1 protein-coding gene is annotated in these 593 nt (G+C 29.0%); it reads right to left on the bottom strand.

Annotation, left to right across the window (positions count from 1 at the left end; translation table 11 throughout):
• The coding region (locus RCF13_RS23585; RefSeq protein WP_308141592.1) for a hypothetical protein at positions 1-200 on the bottom strand (200 nt) is incomplete at its 3' end.
• Positions 201-593: the final 393 nt, after the last annotated feature.

Raw genomic sequence — 593 nt, 5'->3', positions numbered from 1 at the left:
TAACTGAACACATCTGAACTAGATAATGCACCTATTGCTCTACCAAAACAATTATGAACATGCTTTCGACTAAATTTTTCCTCGCCACGTAATAACGATACAAAAATTTGCTCTACTGCTGGGAATTCTTCTCTCCATTTTTCTAAAATAAATGAAAGTTCATCTTGTGATTCCATTCTTTTTACTGTTTCATTTAACACACTTACTAACCTCCCAACACATTATATATATTAATCCATAAAATTTTAATTAAACTGAGCGCTTTCGTTAGATTTTTCTTGTAAAAAACTATAACACAGAATAAAAAATCTATATTTTTAAAAAACTAGCTACACTAGTTTGTGAAAATGTTATCAATATATGTCTAAATTTCCGATAGGGAATTTACAAATTAGTCCATAACGTACAAAAGACACCGCATAAGCGATGTCTTTTTTTTATTCACTTTAGTGACCGCCGCCACCAGGTACTTGCATGTACATAATGACTTGATCATCTTTTGGTTTAGCTAATTGTTTATTTTCTATACTTTGACTAAAATAGTTTAAAAATAAAAAACCAGCTAATGTTGATATAATTAAAATCTTTTTCTT

The sequence above is a fragment of the Stenotrophomonas maltophilia group sp. RNC7 genome, assembly GCF_030910085.1.
GTDB lineage: Bacteria > Pseudomonadota > Gammaproteobacteria > Xanthomonadales > Xanthomonadaceae > Stenotrophomonas > Stenotrophomonas sepilia.
This window is presented reverse-complemented; position numbering and strand designations above follow the sequence as displayed.